At 33.9% G+C, this 17,756-nt stretch carries 13 protein-coding genes; 7 read left to right on the plus strand and 6 right to left on the minus strand.

Annotation, left to right across the window (positions count from 1 at the left end; genetic code table 11):
• Nucleotides 1–186: 186 nt before the first annotated feature.
• The 4 genes from AABL81_RS06300 to AABL81_RS06315 all read left to right on the plus strand — a co-directional run bounded on the left by AABL81_RS06300 (nt 187) and on the right by AABL81_RS06315 (nt 7,746).
• Nucleotides 187–4,035: an efflux RND transporter permease subunit gene (locus tag AABL81_RS06300; protein ID WP_341340608.1), complete on the plus strand. Its 3,849-nt coding sequence runs from the start codon at nt 187–189 to the stop codon at nt 4,033–4,035.
• A complete protein-coding gene (locus AABL81_RS06305) occupies nt 4,025–5,482 on the plus strand; it encodes a TolC family protein (protein ID WP_341340609.1) in 1,458 nt (485 codons plus the stop codon). The genes AABL81_RS06300 and AABL81_RS06305 overlap by 11 nt, the downstream gene beginning before the upstream one ends.
• Entirely contained in the window at nt 5,475–7,046 is a 1,572-nt protein-coding gene (locus tag AABL81_RS06310) for an efflux RND transporter periplasmic adaptor subunit (protein ID WP_341340610.1), read from the plus strand. Before AABL81_RS06305 ends, AABL81_RS06310 begins: the two co-directional genes overlap by 8 nt.
• Nucleotides 7,047–7,155: 109 nt before the next feature.
• The gene (locus AABL81_RS06315; protein ID WP_341340611.1) at nt 7,156–7,746 is read left to right on the plus strand and encodes a DUF3347 domain-containing protein; all 591 of its coding nucleotides are present in this window, start codon (nt 7,156–7,158) and stop codon (nt 7,744–7,746) included.
• A gap of 381 nt (nt 7,747–8,127) precedes the next feature.
• Here AABL81_RS06315 and AABL81_RS06320 read toward each other — a convergent pair whose 3' ends face one another.
• The 3 genes from AABL81_RS06320 to AABL81_RS06330 form a co-directional block, all read right to left on the minus strand.
• Complete coding sequence (locus AABL81_RS06320; RefSeq protein ID WP_158211098.1) at nt 8,128–8,733, minus strand: hypothetical protein; 606 nt, start codon at nt 8,731–8,733, stop codon at nt 8,128–8,130.
• A 167-nt stretch (nt 8,734–8,900) separates the two neighbouring features.
• Nucleotides 8,901–9,344: a hypothetical protein gene (locus AABL81_RS06325; RefSeq protein WP_158211099.1), complete on the minus strand. Its 444-nt coding sequence runs from the start codon at nt 9,342–9,344 to the stop codon at nt 8,901–8,903.
• Between the two features lie 140 nt (nt 9,345–9,484).
• Nucleotides 9,485–10,516, minus strand: a complete 1,032-nt coding sequence (locus tag AABL81_RS06330; protein WP_341340612.1) for a hypothetical protein — start codon at nt 10,514–10,516, stop codon at nt 9,485–9,487.
• Nucleotides 10,517–11,331: 815 nt separating this feature from the next.
• Between AABL81_RS06330 and AABL81_RS06335 the strand changes: the two genes are divergently transcribed.
• From AABL81_RS06335 to AABL81_RS06345, 3 genes are read left to right on the plus strand one after another with little or no spacing between them, the layout of a single operon-like run.
• Entirely contained in the window at nt 11,332–12,450 is a 1,119-nt protein-coding gene (locus tag AABL81_RS06335; protein ID WP_158211101.1) for a DEAD/DEAH box helicase, read from the plus strand.
• A 30-nt stretch (nt 12,451–12,480) separates the two neighbouring features.
• Nucleotides 12,481–12,912: a cold-shock protein gene (locus AABL81_RS06340; protein WP_158211102.1), complete on the plus strand. Its 432-nt coding sequence runs from the start codon at nt 12,481–12,483 to the stop codon at nt 12,910–12,912.
• A 23-nt stretch (nt 12,913–12,935) separates the two neighbouring features.
• Nucleotides 12,936–13,127 carry a cold-shock protein gene (locus AABL81_RS06345; RefSeq protein WP_090408125.1) on the plus strand — a complete coding sequence of 64 codons (192 nt, stop codon included), beginning with the start codon at nt 12,936–12,938 and terminating at the stop codon, nt 13,125–13,127.
• Nucleotides 13,128–13,214: 87 nt separating this feature from the next.
• Here AABL81_RS06345 and AABL81_RS06350 read toward each other — a convergent pair whose 3' ends face one another.
• The 3 genes from AABL81_RS06350 to AABL81_RS06360 form a co-directional block, all read right to left on the minus strand.
• A complete protein-coding gene (locus AABL81_RS06350; protein ID WP_341340613.1) occupies nt 13,215–14,195 on the minus strand; it encodes a hypothetical protein in 981 nt (326 codons plus the stop codon).
• A 13-nt stretch (nt 14,196–14,208) separates the two neighbouring features.
• The gene (locus AABL81_RS06355) at nt 14,209–16,269 is read right to left on the minus strand and encodes a histidine kinase (protein ID WP_341340614.1); all 2,061 of its coding nucleotides are present in this window, start codon (nt 16,267–16,269) and stop codon (nt 14,209–14,211) included.
• Between the two features lie 423 nt (nt 16,270–16,692).
• A complete protein-coding gene (locus tag AABL81_RS06360; protein ID WP_341340615.1) occupies nt 16,693–17,583 on the minus strand; it encodes a hypothetical protein in 891 nt (296 codons plus the stop codon).
• Nucleotides 17,584–17,756 lie beyond the last annotated feature (173 nt).

Raw genomic sequence — 17,756 nt, forward strand, 5'->3', positions numbered from 1 at the left:
TTCGTTTTACGTCTTTCGTATCACGCATATATTGATGTCTTTCATAATCAATGAACGACAAGGGGAATCTACATCGTATAGTATACCCACAGTGGTGTATTACGCTTCACATACAAGCTGTAAACAGTTAACCAACAACCGTTAACCAAAACAACCCAATCGTCTTTTCATAAAAAATCAAATACTATGCTTAATAAAATCATTAAGTACTTTGTAAACAATAGACTAATCACCTTATTGCTACTTTGTGTAGTTATTATTTGGGGATTAGTAACCGCACCCTTTAATTGGCATCAAAATATATTGCCAAGTAATCCCGTGCCTGTAGATGCTATTCCTGACCTTGGTGAAAACCAACAGATCGTTGCTACAGAATGGATGGGGCGCTCTCCTAAAGATATACAAGAGCAAATTACATATCCTCTTACCACATCTCTTTTAGGAGTACCTGGAGTAAAAACTGTACGTAGTAGTTCTATGTTTGGAATGTCATTTATCTACATCATTTTTGATGAGGATGTTGAATTCTACTGGAGCCGCTCACGCATTTTAGAAAAACTAAACTCTCTACCAGCAGGAACATTACCTGAAGGTGTAATTCCTACCTTAGGACCTGATGCTACCGCATTGGGACAAGTATTTTGGTACACATTAGAGGGGCGCAATCCACAAACAGGAGAACCTACGGGTGGTTGGGATCCTGATGAGTTGCGCACTGTACAGGACTTTTATGCTAAATATAGTTTAGCAGCGGCATCTGGTGTGTCTGAAGTTGCCTCTATTGGAGGGTATATCAAAGAATATCAAGTTGAAGTTAATCCAGATGCAATGCGTGCTTATAACGTATCTGTCATGGATGTTATGACTGCTATTCAAAAGAGCAACTTAGACATAGGTGCAGAAACTATTGAGATCAACAAAGCGGAGTATCTTGTACGTGGATTAGGGTATATCAAGAACGTAAGCGATCTTGAAAATGCCGTAGTAACGGTGAGAAATAACGTTCCTGTAAAAGTTAAAGATGTAGCCTTTGTAAACCTTGGTCCTGCTACCCGTCGTGGTGGATTGGACAAAGAGGGTATTGAGGCTGTTGGAGGGGTTGTAGTTGCTCGATATGGTGCTAACCCAATGGAGGTAATCACCAATGTAAAGGCAAAAATCAAAGAGATGGAGGCTGGATTACCACAGAAAACATTAGCTGATGGTACGGTATCCAAAGTAACTGTAGTGCCTTTTTACGACCGTTCTGGCTTAATCAAAGAAACAATAGGTACCTTAGAAAGTGCATTAGCACACGAGATACTAATCTGTATTATTGTTGTTATTGTCTTGGTTATCAACCTACGTGCTTCTATCATTATATCCAGTATTCTTCCTATTGGTGTATTAGCGACCTTCATCATTATGAAATATATGGGCATAGACGCAAATATCGTTGCCCTATCGGGTATTGCTATTGCTATTGGAGTTATGGTTGATGTGGGAGTCGTCTTTGTAGAAAGTATTATTCGACATATAGAAGAAGAACGAAAACAAGGCATTGAAAGCAAGGGACAAGCATTTGTAAACCTGATTACGAATGCGGTGTCTGAAGTATCAGGAGCTTTATCAACTGCTATGCTTACAACAATCATCAGTTTCCTTCCCGTTTTTGCGATGGAGGCACAAGAAGGTAAACTGTTTAAACCATTGGCATATACTAAAACCTTTGCTTTAACCTCAGCTTTCTTATTGGGAATTGTGGTACTACCTACCCTTGCATACTATATCTATTCTATTCGTTTAGACAGTAAAAAGCTGCGCAAATATGCTAATTACGCTTTAGTTTTTTTGGGATTTGCTTTAATTATATTCACAGGCGAATTGCCTGCAATTGCCTTGTCTTTAGTGGGACTAAACAACCTATCTACTCCGAAGTGGAAAGGAGAACAAATCGCTAATTACGCCAATGTAGCTATTGCCTTAATTGTAGCGCTATACTACTTAACCGTAGAATGGTTGCCTTTAGGTACACAACAAAGCACTGGTCTTAACTTCGCCTTTGTGTTTTTTGCAATTGGACTTATTTTAGGGGCTTTATGGTTATTAGTTATCTACTATGAAAACATCTTAAGATGGGCATTAAACAACCGCTGGAAGTTTATGAGTATTCCAATTATCACCGTGTTATTCGGAGTTTTAGTATGGCTTGGGTTTGACAAGACGTTTGGAGTAATTGCTAACGGTTTTGAAGCCGTAGGTTGGAAGAATATCCGCCAAACAGCAATGTGGCAAAAACCAAGTGAGCGATTTCCTGGTATTGGTGAGGAGTTTATGCCAAGCTTAAACGAGGGGTCGTATTTACTTATGCCAACGAGTATGCCTCACACGGGAATTGAGCAAAACTTGCAATTCATCGAGACATTAGATAAGCGTATTACTAATATTCCTGAAGTAGAAATAGCAGTAGGTAAATGGGGACGTGTAAACTCTGCCCTTGACCCTGCTCCTGCTCAGATGTTTGAGAATACAATCAACTATAGACCAGAATATATGCTCAATGAACAAGGACATAGAGAGCGTTTTAAAGTCAATAGAAAAGGAGAGTTTGAACTTATCAATGGTGATACTTATACTCCTGATAACGGATTTAGGTTGATTCCAAAAGATAGTTTACTTGTAGATGAAGGAGGTAAGTATTTCCGTCAATGGCGTCCTCATATCAAGAAAGCAGATGATATCTGGCAAGAAATTGTGAATGTATCACACTTACCAGGGCTAACATCCGCTCCGAAATTACAACCTATTGAAGCCCGTTTAGTGATGCTGTCAACAGGTATGCGTGCTCCAATGGGACTAAAGGTTTCAGGACCAGATTTAGAGTCTATTGAAACGGGTGGTAAAGCATTGGAAACGGCTTTAAAAGACATTCCTTCTATTATGCCATCAACGGTATTTTACGACCGTGCAGTGGGTGCTCCGTACATCGAGATTCACCTGAATAGAAACAATATGGCGAGATACGGAATTACCGTTGCCGACTTACAAGAAGTAATTGCTGCTGCAGTGGGTGGAATGACCTTGACTACAACTGTTGAAGGTCGTGAGCGTTTCCCTGTTAGACTGCGCTATCCTCGTGAGTTGAGAGATAACCCAGAAGCATTAGGAAAACTAATTATTCCAACTGCAACTGGCGTTCAGATTCCACTAAAAGAGGTTGCCGACATTGAATACGCCAAAGGTGCTCAAATGATTCAGAGTGAAAACACCTTCTTATTAGGTTACGTGATTTTTGACAAAATAGCTGGTAAAGCAGAAGTTGATGTTGTCCGTGAAGCAGATAAACTGTTACAAGACAAAATAGCATCAGGCGAGTTAACCTTGCCGAAAGGAGTTACTTACAAATTTGCAGGTAATTACGAGCAACAAGAACGTGCCTCACAACGCTTAATGATTGTTGTTCCTCTCAGTTTATTGGCTATTTTATTGATTCTATACTTTCAATTTAGAACAATCACTGCTTCGTTAATTCACTTCTCAGGAGTGTTTGTAGCCTTTGCAGGAGGATTTATCTTATTGTGGTTATATGGTCAACCTTGGTTTATGAACTTCTCCATCGGAGATATGAATATGCGCGACTTATTTCAAATGCACAGCATCAACCTGAGTATTGCCGTATGGGTAGGGTTCATCGCCTTATTTGGTTTAGCGACCAACGATGGGGTGTTAATGGGAACGTATATTCACGACACCTTTGTGGACAGAGACCCGAAAACGAAAGAAGATATTAGAGAAGCTGTAATATATGCTGGATTAAAACGTGTACGCCCAGCTGTAATGACAACAGCTACTGCATTAATCGCCTTACTTCCTGTGATGACCTCAACAGGAAAAGGAGCAGAAATTATGTTGCCAATGGCTATTCCGACTTTCGGGGGAATGTTTATTCAATCTATGACCATGTTTGTAGTCCCTGTATTCCAATGTATGTGGAGAGAATGGGCGATTAAAAAAGAACAGAAACCAACTGAAAATACCGTAAACAATGAAGCGTAAATCTTATTTATATATAGCAACTACCCTATTGATGTTCTCTACAACAGCACCAATAGCAGCACAAGAACAACCAAAGGATTCCTTAGCCCACTATATAAAAGTGGCTATTGAACACAATCCGTTAGTGAAATCACAACAACTGGCTTATGAGGCTACCTTACAAAAGGTACCCCAAGCCGGTGCGTTTGCCGACCCTGAACTATCTATGGGGTTTTATACCAAACCAATGGATATAGTTGGTGGTCGTCAAATTGGAGATATTACAGTAATGCAGATGTTGCCTTGGTTTGGCACACGTAAAAGTGCACGTAACGAGGCGAGCCACATGGCGCAAATGCAATACCAAGAATACAAAGAGGCAAAGGAGAACCTGGCCTTACAAGTAAACACACAATGGTATATATTGCAAAAACAACAACAGCAATTAGCCAATGCAGAAGACAATAAAAAGTTATTGGAACAATTAGAACAACTATCTTTAAAGAAGTTTTCTTCTCCTACAAGTTCGGCTAAAGCACCTACTCCTGTTGTCAATAGACCTGCACCAACGACGACCAACTCATCAGCTAATGGAATGAGTAGTATGGGAATGGGAGCATCAAATACAGCTTCTTCTACCCCTACTATGGCAGCAAGCAGCGGTATGAGTGAAATGGGAGGTAGTCAAGCTTCTGGAATGTCTGATGTATTGCGTATTCGCCTTGAAATTATTGAAGTTGAAAATACCATTGAAACTTTACAATCTCAGATAAAAGTAGAAAAAGCAAAGTTTAATGTACTCTTAAATCGAGAAGCAACTGCTGAGGTAGTCGTTGCTAAACACATTGAAAAAACACCATTTATGCTGACAGAAGATGATGTGATGGCTATGATTGAAACCAACAACCCAATGTTAGGTATGCTTACGGAACAAGGATTAGCGTATCAAGCAAAAGCAGAAATGGACAAAAAGATGAGTTACCCTATGATTGGCGTAGGTTTACAATATATGATTATTGGTAAAACGAACGATGCTATGTTAGGTATGGGAGATATGAACGGAAAAGACATGGTTATGCCTATGCTAACGGTCTCGCTACCTATTTTCCGCAAAAAATACAATGCCCAACAAGAAGAAAGTAAGCTGTGGTGGAAGTCAAGTGAGCAAAATTACAACAATACACTAAACACCCTAAAAGCAGCCTATTACGATTATAAAAGTCAGCTTGAAGATACTGAACGCATCGTAAAACTGTACGACAAGCAAAGTACATTAGCTGAAACAACGTTTAACTTGATTGTTAAAGAATTTGTAGCTGGTAAAAATGACCTAACCAACGTAATTCAAGTACAGCGACAATTATTAGATTACCAATTAAAAAAAGCAGAAGCTATTGCCAATTACAATACGATGGTAGCCTCTATCAATAAATTAATTGCAATTACAGATACAGAAAACAATGGATAAGTTGAAAAATATATTTCAAAATAACGCTGTAAAGTACAGTGCTATTTTACTAATCGGACTATTATTAGGATGGTTGATATTTGGTGGCTCTGGAACACACGAACACAATGGAGAGCCTGCTCCTACTGAAGAAAAAGCAACTCTGTGGACCTGTTCTATGCATCCACAAATCAAGATGGACAAACCCGGTAAATGTCCTCTTTGTGCAATGGATTTAATTCCTCTTAAATCTGGTGATAGTGGAGATGAAACGGTAGATGACAATGCAATACAAATGTCAAAACAAGCTATGGCATTAGCAAATATTCAAACTACCATAGTAGGCAGAAAAGACCCTATAAAGGATATTGAACTATACGGAACAATTCAAGTTGACGAACGATTACAACAATCGCAAACCTCTCACGTAAACGGGCGTATTGAAAAGTTATATATCAACTTTACAGGGGAAGCTGTAAAACAAGGCCAATTGATTGCCACTATTTACTCCCCTGACCTATTGACAGCGCAACAAGAATTATTAGAAGCTGAAAAGTTGAAAGACTTTCAACCCCTATTAGTAGATGCGGCAAAACAAAAACTGCGCTTGTGGAAAATGTCTGAAGGGCAAATCAACAAAGTCCTTACTTCTGGAAATGTTTCTCCTTATGTAAGCATTCACGCTAATACAAGTGGAATTGTTGTTGCTAAAAATGTGAACCAAGGTGACTACATCAATCAAGGTACTGTGTTATTTAGCATTTCTAATCTATCTAAAATATGGGCTGTATTTGATGCTTATGAAAATGACTTGCCTTTCTTGAAAGAAGGGGCTGACTTAGAATATACATTACAGAGTATCCCTGGCAAAGTGTACAAAGGAAAAATAGCATTTATCAATCCAATTATTGATGCAACATCAAGAACAGCTAAAGTGCGTGTAGAAACAGACAATAGCGATCAAAACCTGAAACCAGAGATGTATGCGAGTGCACGTATTAAAGCTCCGATGAAGGCGTACAACAATGAAATGGTAATTCCTAAATCAGCTGTATTATGGACTGGTAAGCGTTCGATCATCTATGTAAAACAACCCAACACAACTACTCCAGCGTTTATGATGCGCGAGATAGAGCTTGGACCTTCATTAGGTGAAAACTACGTGGTTATGTCTGGCTTACAAGATGGAGAGGAAATTGTAACCAATGGCGTTTTTACCATTGATGCGAGTGCGCAATTAGAGGGAAAACGAAGCATGATGAACAATGAGGACAGCAATGCAAGCGCTGGTCACACTGATCATAGTACGACTAATAAGCACAGTGAAGAAGTAATGTTTAAAGTCTTAGGAAATTGTACACTTTGTCAAGAACGCATTGAAACCGCTGCAAAATCAGTAGCAGGAGTTCAAATTGCAACGTGGGATGTAAACACAAAATTATTACATTTGACTATTGATAGTTCAAAGACAGATAAAACAAAGGTAAGTAAAGCTGTTGCAGGTGTTGGACACGATACGGAGATCCACAAAGCATCTCACGACGCCTACGCAGGTTTACATAGCTGTTGCCAATATACGAGATAGGTTTTAGAGGTTAGCGGCTTATAGTTTACAGTGTAAGTAGAATATTACATTTCACAACCACAATAATGAACTGTTAACAATACACTAATTATAAATAACAAACAATAATATGAAAAAAGTAATCTTAAGTATTGCTGTATTAGCGATTGCATTTACAGCTTGTAATGACAAAAAAACAAATGAGACTGTACCTGCTACAGAAACGCATGAACACAACCACGACCATGGACACGCAACAAATGAAACAGTAGAGAAATCAACAGCAGTTAAATCTTCTGATGTATTAAAAGCTTCATTAGACGGGTATTTTTCAATGAAAAAAGCACTTCAAGAAGACAAGCAAGCTGACGCAGCAACGGCTTCTGTAGCTTTTGTAAAAAGCTTAAATGAAGTAGGTACTGCTTCTACTGACGCTAACGTTAAAGAGTTAGTGAAAGAATTAACTGAAGAAGCTGCTAAAATTGAAAAAGGTGATATCAAAGCACAAAGAGAAGCATTTGAAGACCTTACAGAAGATATGGTTAAATTAATCAGCATTGTAGGATCTGACCGCGTTGTATTTGAACAATACTGTCCAATGTACGATAATGGAGAAGGTGGTGCTTGGTTAAGTGATGCTGAGGATTTATTCAACCCGCTTTACGGAGCAGCAATGCTTAAATGTGGTGTTACAAATAACAAACTTACACCAGAATCATAAGCAAGATAAACAGCATAAAGCTTATTATCAAATACTTACTATCACATAGTAGATAGTAATACTATTTAAAATAGAAATTCTATACGAAAGAGGTGCAATATATTGCACCTCTTTTTTTAGATAACAACATCACTTATCCTTGCTATAAAATTAGTGCGAACCTCAATCATATCTAATACCACACAAGTTCGACACACCTCCCACACACCTTCGGTAAAAAAGCTCTTTTCCGAGCAAATCTCGAACTTGTCTCGAACATCACCTAAACAAAACACGCATATCCTACGTTCTTACCAGCACTCCTCACATACTCCATCTTCACTTCTCCTTAAAAAAGAGCAAAAAAAAAGGGCCTTTAAAGCCCCTCAATATTAAAAATGATTACTTACCAAATAGATACATAACAGTACCAACTACGCTATAAGTATAAAATATATAACCAAAACACAGCGCAATAAATACACCTAATAGCTGCATTAACCTCACACTAATTCCGATCTCATCTAAGAGTAATTCTTTAAAAATGAAAATATCAGGGCGCTCTCGGTCATAGATAATCTCATATTTTTGTCCAACCGGATTGAAGTTCTTAAGCTCTTCGTGTAAATCCAAATACGGTGTTCCGAATTGGCTTTCATCAATAGACGGAGTATGGATATCATATTCTTTAGGTTGTCCTTTCACAGTTTCCCCTTCTTTCGTAGTAAATTCCATCAAGACCACTTCTGTTTTTACATCTCCTCTTCTACTACTTGCTACATTAGCATCAAAATTCACGTATGACTTATACTTCACTATAGTTGCCAATGCTTCCTCCCCATAGTAATGCAATCGTTGGTCAATGATATACAATTTCAGCAAAGCTAAAAAAGCAAATACGGGTATAAACAATAACAAATACATAAGCTCATTGATTACTGCAATCAATACCACTAAAATCATAAAAACCGCTAAGGGATAGTACGCCTTCTCAATTGAACGTATCATAACATCTGAATTTAAGAGTATTAAAAATAGCAAAAAAAATGATATAGCACTTATGATGCATAAAAATTTAATATTGTAACTAAAGAAAAAGCTATCAAATATGGCATAAAAAAACCTCAACTAAACAAACTATTTAGTTGAGGTTTTTTCTATATAATACCTTTAAACTATTTTCTTACAAAAACAGCTGAAGCACCACTTTGAACAAGTCTCATTCGATTATCATCTAAACGATAAAATTCCATTTCTACAACTGCACCTGCAGGAAAATCAATATCTAACTGATAATAGTCTTCTTCATATTTTTGATAAACATTTACATTATCCTTAGAAACACGAAGTAACTCTTTTACAATTCCTTTAAAACATTGTGTAATTCCAGTAAGCATACATACATCATCTTTAGTAATTCTAAATTTAACGACATCAAATTCTACTTCTGAATCATTCTCTGGCGCCCAAGTACCTTGTAACCATACTGGTGTTTTAATATCTGTAGAATGACTTTCCCCTACTTCAATCGAAACCTTATCATTTCCCTTATTGTCATCAGAAGAACAAGCTCCTAATGTTAATAGTGCTAAACTTAATAAAGCAACTACCTTTTTCATACTATTTAATTTTATACTGTTTAAAATGACACTTAATGCCAATTAAAACACTGTTTAACAATTTGTTAGCAAGATACAACTATATAGGGAATAGCACAAATAAGCTTTTTATACGTTATTTTTAAAATATCACTTAGTTACTATGCCTCTTCTGCCATCAACATAACAATTTCTTCAATGAAAGTTTTATAAATCAAATAAGCTTCTTGGTATAAACTATACTCTGTAAAAACCTTTGCCTTATCCAATAACTCCTGAGGATTATCTAACACCAAAGGCTTGTATTCTTCTGCCTTACCGCTAATTTTTCTGTCTTGCACATAAAAACCAGCAACATCAACAATATTTGGATCGCGAACATACAAGTATTCAAACTCCTCTAAATACGTTAGAGCCAAAGAATAGCGTCGGCCAACTAAATAAGTATTTACCTTATCTAATAACACATAAGGATAGCTTGAATTATAAGCAGTTGCCAAATCAAAAGGTTTCTTTGTTTGATGATACTTTTCTAAGTCAAATGTTGCATGATTTGGAAATAAGTCTTCACGAGTAGTGTAAACTTTGCGTAGGTAATCTGTAAACCTACTTTCCAACGGTTTAGGTAAATTACTCAATCGTTTACTTAATTCTTTATTCGTGTAAGGCAATCTACATTTCCCCAAAACAGAAGGTTCACATTGATAGTCAAAATGATACAAATATCGTTTGCCATCATATAATACAATATAAGTCAATGGCATTGTATTACCGTGAAAAACAGTACAATAGAAAACAGGAATAAACACAGCTTGCTTTTCGTTTAACTCCGTAAACCAAATTGCTTCATCATAAAACATCAACATTTCTCTGTCGTAATGTCTATCGGCAAATTCAGCAAAAATATGGTGTTCATCATTCTCTAACTCAACAGATATCACAGAAGGATATCCTCGTTTAGGAAACAATCCTTTACTATCATAATTATTACACGTTGCACCAACATTTATATATAGTTTATTGTCTCCATTGTCATCTAACCACAACTTAATAATACTTGCAGTATCCGTTTCATCTACTACTTCCACCTCTTGAGCAAAACCAGTGGTAGAACATATCACAGTAAATAGTAAGATCAAAATGGGAAGTTTAATTATAAACTGATTTACGCGTTTTTTTAAAGAATCAAGCATATAAAAAAGGGGTTATCTAAAATGTATATACAATTGAGTTTGCAACAATATTCAAAAGTAAACCTTTCTATTGATATACGAAAAACAGACTTAGAAACTATAAATTACTATAAAAAACAAAATAGTTACCATTTGAAAACAGTACATTTACATCCATCATAAAAAGATGCTATATATATCAAATACATAAACTAAATACGTGATTCTAATTAGAAAATAAGATATAAAAGCCAAAAATTCGCAACTATCCTTTTTAAAATATTTAGATATATCTTTAAAAACACTAAAAAATATTAGCATAAAAAAGCTATAAGTTAGAAAAAACACATTGCTTTTAGAAAAAATAAAAAAAATATACTATTAATCTCAATTTATAATCATACATTTGCAACGTATTAATAGTTAATGAATTTCTTTTCTATATAGATTTTACCAATGGTAGCGTTCATATTTAAAAGAATGGATGAAACAAATGTAACATTCGTATTAGCTCTTGATTCTTATATTTAGTAAACTGTCTTGTTCTTACACTAAAATGTAGCAATAAAACAGAAGTTTTTAGTTAATCATTACAACATCAAACAAAATGATTACTCTATTTCTTTCTAAGAGAAATAATGTAATCTATCTGTCTTTAAGTTTAATATTAATAACCTATGTGATTCACCTATACTCTAAGTATTGAACTATCCCGTAGTCAAAACAATCTTTTGTAAAAGAATAAATACGAAGAGATCACTAATACAAATAGTTATTAAAAATTAAACAAGCTATTGTAAAGAATTTTATATCTTTATATAGTTATTAAAGAAAAGATGAATTTTAAAGAATTACCTTTAATACCACAAATCAAACAAGCGTTAAACGAGATTGGATATTCTCAAGCAACGGAGATTCAGCAGAAAGCTATACCACTAATCCTACAGGGTAGAGATTTAATCGGTACTGCTCAAACTGGAACAGGTAAAACTGCTGCTTTTGCAATTCCTATCTTAGAAAGACTTAGTAAAGAAGATAATTCACAAAGAGGAATCAAAACATTAGTATTAGTCCCTACACGTGAACTTGCTTTACAAGTCCAAAAAAGTTTCTTAGATTACAGCAAGCACTTGCCTTTAAAGACAATTGCACTATTTGGAGGAGTTTCATTACAACCTCAGATAAAAGCACTTAAACAAAGAGCTGATATTGTTGTAGCAACGCCAGGTCGTTTGTTAGATCTAATCAACCAAAAATATGTTGATTTATCAAAATTACAGATTTTGGTTTTAGATGAAGCAGACCAAATGCTTGATATGGGATTCATCCATGATTTAAAAAAGATATTATCATATATACCTTCTAAAAGACAATCGCTGTTTTTATCAGCTACAATGCCAGCAAGCATTGCTAAGTTTGCTAACACAATAGTGAAAAATCCTGTGAAAATAGAGATTGCTGCTGAGATAATCACAGCAGAAACTATAACACAAGAAGTTTATTATATAGAAAAAAAGGACAAGAGAGACTTATTGCATTCTCTTTTAAGTGAACAAAAAGCACCTACATTAGTATTTACGCGTACAAAGCACGAAGCTAATAAACTTGTAAAACACTTAGATAAAGGAGGACTTGAAGCTATGGCTATTCATGGTAATAAATCTCAAAGCGCAAGAACAAAGGCACTTGAAGACTTTAAAAGTAAACGCATTAAGATTTTAATCGCTACTGATATAGCTGCAAGAGGCATAGATATTGACAAATTACCATTTGTCATTAATTATGATATTCCAGATAAACCTGAAACCTACGTACATCGTATTGGTCGAACAGGTAGGGCTGGAATAAAAGGCACTGCTCTATCTATCTGTACACCAGAACAACAGAAAGAGCTTAATGATATTCAACGTTTCACTGGAATTAAAATGAAAGTGAGAAAACAGGTATCAAAGTAAAAATTTTATAAACTAAAAAACAAAGTAAATATGGCTGATTCTTTTTCTAAAAAAGAAAAAAACAAAAAGAAAGCACAGAAAAAGCAAGAGAAAGCACTGAAAAGAGAAGACCGAAAAACCAACAACAATAAAGGAAAGGACCTTGAAGATATGCTAATCTATGTGGATATTAATGGTAATTTAACTGAGGTTCCGCCAGAAGAGCAAGATATTGAGGCAGCGAACAGAGAGCACGAATTACGTATGTCTGCAGCTGGACCTAATGAAGAATGTGTTGGACAGGTTACTTATTTCAGTAGTAAAGGATTTGGTTTTATTACTGAAGACGAAACGAAGGAGAACATTTTTGTACACAGCAGTCAATTAACACAACCCATAAACCAAGGTGACCGCGTTACCTTTAAAAAAGAAAGAACTCCTAAAGGTCTTAGAGCTATAGAAGTTGCCAAAATAATAAAATAATACAAAATTAAATACTTAATATTATGCAAGAAGGAACAGTAAAATTCTTCAATGAAACTAAAGGTTTCGGATTTATTACACCAAAAGACGGAGGACAAGACATTTTCGTACATACTACAGGTTTATACGACAACATCCGTGAGAATGACGAAGTTGTTTTCGAAGTTGAAAAAGGTAAAAAAGGATTAAACGCAGTTAACGTAAGAAAAGCGTAATTTCCATTCCAGTAATAGACGATTTGAAAAAATCTGACTTATTGAAAATCTTAAAAAAGCCAGGAGTATCTCCTGGCTTTTTGCTTTTTATGTGTATTCAAAACAAATAACTGCTTTCTTAAGTTCTTTATTGTAAAACAAATAAACACTATCTGCTCCATAACCTTGAAATATATACCCCGTAAGGCGACCTATATAGTCAAATATATTACCATCCTTATCAAAAGGCTTCTCAATCAAATTTGTTCCTTCAAATGCTTTAGCCTCTTCTAAGCTAACATTATACTTCGTTAAATATTCTTGCTCTCCCTTACTCAAGAATTGTATATCATCTATAATTCCACCTATTTCAGGATTCTCCATATACTCTCTATCTTTAGCATAATTGTTTTCCAATTGCTCTAACGTATATATTTTGGAACTATAATTACCAATCGTACTTGGGTATATATGTTTATGCTTTTTATAAAAACTCTTTGCTAACTGAAATGTATCTTCATTTATTTGATATGCTCCTATCAAACTATCTTGATCAGCTTCAATAGCTTGCTTCTCCAATCTATCTAACAAACTTTCTACTAATCCTTGATCCGATGAAGGATTAGTATAGAATATATGCTTCTGTATAATTGTAGATATGACGCTTTCCCTAATATCATTTTTATAAGTAAACAACCAAGTCTTTAATTCTTCAACGTTTTGAAACTCTTTACGTTTATTGCGATATAGCTGTACTATTTCTAAGTTAGACACCTCACTTTGCTTCATTTTTTCAATAGCAAAGTAATTCCAGTCTGCTTCAAAAGCATATTTATCACCTATAATATCAAAGCCTAACATATCCATTTTACAATATTCAGTATGCCATTGTTCTGTTTCTTGACCTACACAGCCATCGTAAATTTCTTTGACAGAAACAAAGTGCAGCCATTGATCATTATCAGGATCGATACATTTTAAATTAATAGAACAAATAGGTAAAAAATGCTCTCTACATTTTTCAATATCAGTTGCAAATACCTCCTCATAAGCAGGAAAGTACTTAATATCTTCTTTTTTTAAATTCATACAATAAACCTATTTAATTGTCCTTTTCATTCTTATCAATTACAGTAGTTTTTACTATAAAACTTATCGTAGTTCCACTCTCTTCAGAGGAAGTTATCTTTAAATCTGTTTTTAGAAAAGAAGCCCTATCTATCATATTACTCATACCAATACCGTGACTCTTTCCTTTTAGAAGTCCTACTCCATTATCACTTATACTACACAACACTCCTTCATTAGCTTTTTTAAAATCTACAACACATTTTGATGCGTGTGAATGTTTATTAACGTTCTGCAGAGCCTCCTTTATGATATAATAAATATTTACCTTTTGAGAAGAAGACAATATTTCTAAATCTACATCTTGCTTTTCATAAACACAAAAACGCGTATTCCACTCATTTCTCTGCAAATTTACCAGTTCCTTTACTATCTCAATAAACCTATTACCTTTGAACAAATCAACATTACGAAGAGAATGAGATAAATCACGTGTACCAATCTCAAGTTTTTTCAACTCTTCAATTAACACATTCTTTAAATCTCCATTATCACACTCGATCTGTTGCAAATTAAAACGTATAGTAAAAATTCCATTAACAATACCATCATGTAAGTCTTTGGCAATACGATTTCTCTCTGCTTTTTTCACTTCAGTAGCTATATTATTTTTATCAATAATCAATTGATATATGCTCTCGTTCGCTTTCTTTTGTCCTTCAATTAACTTTAACGCCCTATTTTTACTTCTTAAACGCGCAACATAAAAAAACAGGATTAACATAATCAATACAGATAATGTTGCAATAATTAATAAGGAAATAATACCTTTTAAATGATCATTTTCAGCTATTATTAGCTCTGTTTCATAAGCTATACGAGCAAATCTGTTACGAGTATTATTATCTTGTTCTTGAATTTCTCTATTCAAGTGTATCAAATGATCAACCTCATTTTTAAATTTGTGATGTTCATTTAAAAGTATAAACTCAAGAGCTTGTCGTTCCAAAACCTTTAAGTCCTGTCCTTTTACTATATCATAAATTTTTCTACCCCAAACAAGAGCAAGATCACGATTACCAGAATCAAGATACAATTGAGCAAGATCATTACCCGTCATAAACATTCTATAAATATGGCCAAATGTTGAATCTATTTTATAGTTATTTTCAATAATTTTAAAATTATTCCTATCTCCCGTAAGTTCAAATGAAGCAATTGCTTTTGTTGTTTCAAGAAAAGATATTAAAATTGGATAATCGTTTACTGATAGATAGCTTAATCCTTTTTCTGCATATTGATATGCCGTTTGAAACTTTTCTTGCTTTAAATAAACAGCAGCTAAATTTCCGTGAACAGCAGCTAAAGCTAATTTTAAATTCCCCTCTTCAAGTACTTTTTTATTTTTATAATCTTTCTCCATTAACTCCAGAGCCTGAAGAAAATAGCGTTCTCCTTCCTTATAATCATTATGCTCCATAAGACACAATGCCATCAATTGATTTGCTTCAAAAGGAACAGGATTATTGATAGAATTTCTTAATAATGATAACGAATTAGAAACCTTAACCTCACTTTCTAAATACAATCCCATTTCAAACAATAGTCTTGCTTGATAAAATTGTATTTCTCCAACACGTACACTATCGTTAATTTTTTTATAGATATTTTCAACTAATAAATAATAATAAAATGTACTATCCAATTTTTCCATATTGTGATAATACATACCTATATTATTATACACCTTAGCTAAAGCATAATCATCTCCACGTGCAAGTGCATACTTTTTAGATCGAGTAGCAAGTGCTCTAAAAGACACTGAATCTCGTGTCCAACGCAACTTCATTAAAACACTATCCATAGCCATACGATTACCCTCCGTATTCGAAAGACTCATAACATGTTTAAATTCGGGTTGTAACACCTCTGCTAAACTATCTCTGTAGTGATTACTATATTTATATGCATACAATTGTTCTAAATCAGTTTCAGTTTTGATTTGTGGGTTTGAACAATTTACTAATAACAATATTGCACTTAAAAAACTTAAGTACAAAACAAGTTTATTATTTTTCTGAGTAAGGTAAATCATTTAACAAAATTAGTAATTTGCCTTTAATAAGTTCGCGTTACGGAATTTATTTACACTCTTTTATTAATATAATCGCAATATAAACCAATTGTACACACTATAATATGAAATTACAACAAATGAATATATCAATATCTTTATTACACAAAAAATACTGTCAAATTTAAAAAAAGAATTACTTAGAAAAGTTTTTGAAGAATAGCATAAAAAAAAATCTCCCTAAGCAGAATTGGAAGCCTGCAGAGGGAGTAGGTTAACAAATAACAGATTTTGTTAACGGTGCAATATTACGGAATAAATTTAATATTCCACACTATTTTACCTATTTATTTTTTTAATTTATATCAATACACCTTATTATCTTATAAACCAGTGATTTAAAACAGAATACTTTTGAATTATTGATAAAATCATTTTAGAAAATCACACAAATTCTTGTTCTACTAAATCATTCCTTACTAAAATATCTTCAGATCGATAAGAAACCACTTCATTAGTTGCATTATTACATACTTCAAATGAACTTAACACGCCATTTTTAAAATAGTAATTCTTATTTTCTTCTTCCGAAACTTCTATTTTTTTTGTAATTACACCATCACAATAAGTTATTATTGTTTTAACATCATTTTCAGAATACATTTCACTGCAAATCAATCCCTCTTCATCATAAAACTTTGACCATTGCTCATTCAAATTTTGTACACTTTCTAAATTTCCACTTTCATAATATGTAGAGATACTTTGATCAATACTATTCTCAACACGCATAACACGTCCATTTTTATAAAAAGACGTACATATTATATTTTCTTGATTCAATAAATTTACAAATATCTCTGTCTGAGAATCTAATATATCATTTTCACTGAAATAACGAAGACATAATATTTCATTCGTATAATGAAAATTTGATACAATTACGTTGTTAATAGTTAATTCTCCTTTAACGGCAATACCATCTTCAAAAAACAACGCATACTCCATACCATCAACAGTATCTTTAAAATATGATTTACCTACTAACCTATTCTTACTATCTACATTAAACTCCCAATAGTTTGTAGGGGTATCTACAAGATAACTCCCCTCTTTTAAAAAGGCTTCTTCATTATCTGAAAGCACTTGTCTTAATAGATGTCTTTCTTCAGTAGACAAATTATCTACCCCTTTTTCACATAAAAAACTATACTGTACAAAATCTATTACTCTATTTATCTGCACAGGTCGTCCACTTGTAATTGCATCTGTTCTAAAAAAATATAATCCCTTTAAAACACTTCTATCTATACATTGATTTACTCTCTTTTCCATCACAAAATACTTTTGCAATTCTGTTACTTATAATCTTCATCTGAATTAATACTTTATAAGCAGAACCGACTAATATATAATTACAAATATACTACTAAAATACATAAAATAAGAATAATATAGTAAATTTTTCACATATTAAGAACATATTAAATCACAACAAGTAAAATAAA

Origin of the sequence: Myroides sp. C1519, assembly GCF_038039755.1 — a bacterium.
Lineage (GTDB): Bacteria > Bacteroidota > Bacteroidia > Flavobacteriales > Flavobacteriaceae > Flavobacterium > Flavobacterium phaeum_A.